At 61.1% G+C, this 2,650-nt stretch carries 1 protein-coding gene; it reads left to right on the top strand.

All coding sequences use genetic code 11. The annotated features are described in order from the left end of the window. On the top strand, nucleotides 1-941 hold a 941-nt coding region (locus HMPREF9440_RS04825), incomplete at its 5' end, for a tyrosine-type recombinase/integrase (protein WP_008542027.1). Nucleotides 942-2,650 lie beyond the last annotated feature (1,709 nt).

Raw genomic sequence — 2,650 nt, 5'->3', positions numbered from 1 at the left:
TAAATTTTATTTCTTTACTGTTCCTTATCGGCGACATGCGGATCCAAGACGTACGCGCCGAAGATGCCGCCCAGTGTCTCCTCCCGATCATCAACACGCACGCCAATGAAGCCGAGAAGGTTTCAAACCTCCTCAGCACCTTCTTCAGGTGGGCGCTCAACGATGGATTACTGCCCAGCGGCGTTAGTCCCGTATCGCGGGAAGGCCGCTTTAAAGACATTGTTGCCAATCACGATGATGGGCTTTTGGAGAGTCGGAACCATGCGGCCCTGCCGTACGAGCAGGGTCCGGCCTTCTACTCGAAACTTGTTGCGGCCGGTTTCACGTCCAGCGCCCTTCTGCGCTTCATCATGCTCACTGCGGCGCGCTCTCAGGCCGCCCGGCTGTGCAGGTGGAAAGAGTTTGACCTAGAGGCGTGCACTTGGAACGTACCGGCTGAGAACGACAAAGTTAAAACGACGGACCCGACGAAAGCCCCGATCCGTGAAATCCTTCTCAGCCCCGAGTGTGTCGACTTGCTGAAGTCTCTGCCCAGCTACGCCGAAGGGTGCAAGCCTGAAAGTTTCGTGTTCGCGAACCTTGCTACCGGCAGGCCCTTCACCTCGGAGAGTCTTGTGGGCGCGATCAAGCGCCTGCATGAAGCCCGAAAGAAAGAGGACGGCGTGGGCTGGATTGACCCGGATAAAACGAGGATCATCGGCGAACCGGCCCGCATATCCGTCCACGGCTTTCGCGCAACCTTCCGGACGTGGGCCGAAGAGGATGAGCACGGGAATGTGAACACCTTCAATCAAACCGCCGCGGAGTTTTGCTTGCTTCATACCGTGCATGACAGAACAACCCGGGCATACCGCAGGAACCCGCTCAAGAATGAGCGCCGCGCGCTGATGAACGCTTGGGGCAAATACCTCTCCACTGGTGAATGGCCTCAAAAACGTTGACCCTCAACCCCTGCCGCGGCGGGGGTTTTTCGTGCCCGGCGAGGGGCGCCTTGGACGCCGGGAGGACTTGAGCTTTCAGACTACTCAACCTCAAACATTGCAACGATTACAAGGTTGGTTAGTTGGTTTGTTCCTTAGGAAGGGAACTGAAGGGACTGAATCAGTTTTCTCTGCGGCTTCAGCCGGTGAACGATTCCAACCGGAACCCCACTCCGTTCATCATGCCCCGACGCTCATCCTCCTTTAGACCCTGATCCTCTCGTTTTTTGAGGGGGACAAAGGGGACCACGGGGGCCGCCTGCGTTTCTAGCAAACCTATGAAATCATGGAAGGGGGACCAAAGGGGGACCGGGGGGACTGTCGGGATACTCTGCGGTACAGAGAAAGCTGAGGATTTGGCTCTCTACCCGAAACGGAGGACGGACAGAAAACCCGCGTTGAACGCCGGACGAACCCCGAAAAAAGGGGTTGAACAGTGAGCGAACAAAGAGGAATTGAAGCGAGAGCGAAGCAAGAGAAAACTGCGGAAACCGCCCTTTCGGCTTCCATCTCCGCGGATGCGGTGCGGGGGCGTCGCCGGTACCCGGGATGCTGGCGCCGGGATCTCCTCCGGACCGTCACCGGCGGTCGTGTTGACGGCGTTCATCATCGGGACGCGCCTGAGCACGGTTTCGAGCTGCCCCGGGAAAAATTCGAGCTGCACTGTCAGCCCGTCGGCCCCAGTGTCGGCGGCCGTGTCGCTGAGGGGATAGGGAGGGTTCAAAGTGGCGGCGCACCCCTCAAGACCGCGCCCCTCAACTCAATTCTTACGCGTGCGATTTGGAGGATTCTGACGCAGGCGCCCGAAGGCGGCCCGTTACCCTCTCATCGGCGTCTCAGGCCTCTCTGAGCGAACGTCGGCGCCCCGGCGGCACGTACCCACGTTGGGCGCTCTCGTGCGCGTAGCGGGCTTCCTCGCGGCTGTGGTCGACCGGGCGCCCGGGGCCTTTCGGAGGTGATTCGGCGGAGGCGCTCCGAAGCCCGAACCCGGGGTAGATTCCCAAAGCCTTTTTAGGGGCGTTTCCTTCCCAAGATTCGGGGCGCCGCCCGCGTCTCCTGCGTCTCTGAGAGCGTGGCGCGGCCTTCGGCTTACGTACCCTCATGCCGCCCTCAGCGTGCGCTTGTCGGCCCTCCTAGCGCGAATTTCCGAACCAGTCCGCGCGGGGGCGTGCGCGCGCGAAAGATGGACGGCCTTGGCTCCGGGTGTACCTCGGTCCGCCGCGCTTCTCTGTGCTCTGCCGCCGTCACGTCGAGAGGGCTTTTCGTCTTCCTCCGCTCTGGTCTTTTCAGGTGCTTTCGTCGGCGTCGCCGGTCACGGACGCAAGCGGCGCGCGGCTGGTCGCTTCGGGCGCCCTCTGTCGGCTTCCTTCCGCACCGGCGACACGTCGCCCGGCTTCATTTTGCAGATTTTGCAGTCCCCTAAAAAGGGGATGCCCTACCCTGTCCGATGCGGATTAGTGGCGCACTACAATGACCAAAGGCGCGCACGCTTGGGGAGTAGCTACCCCGGGCGCCCGGCTCATCCGTCCCGCTGACCGGGGCGCGCGCCCTTCACTTGCATTGATTCAATCAGCTGGGGCGGAGGGGCATGACAATGCTTGACCTTGACGGGCCTGACGTATGGCCGAGTACGCTCACAAAGGGAACCTCTTCACCGGGGCCCTTTCTGA

Source organism: Sutterella parvirubra YIT 11816, from assembly GCF_000250875.1.
Lineage (GTDB): Bacteria > Pseudomonadota > Gammaproteobacteria > Burkholderiales > Burkholderiaceae_F > Sutterella > Sutterella parvirubra.
The sequence above is the reverse complement of the archived record's forward strand: the minus strand, read 5'-3'. Positions and strand labels throughout refer to the sequence as shown.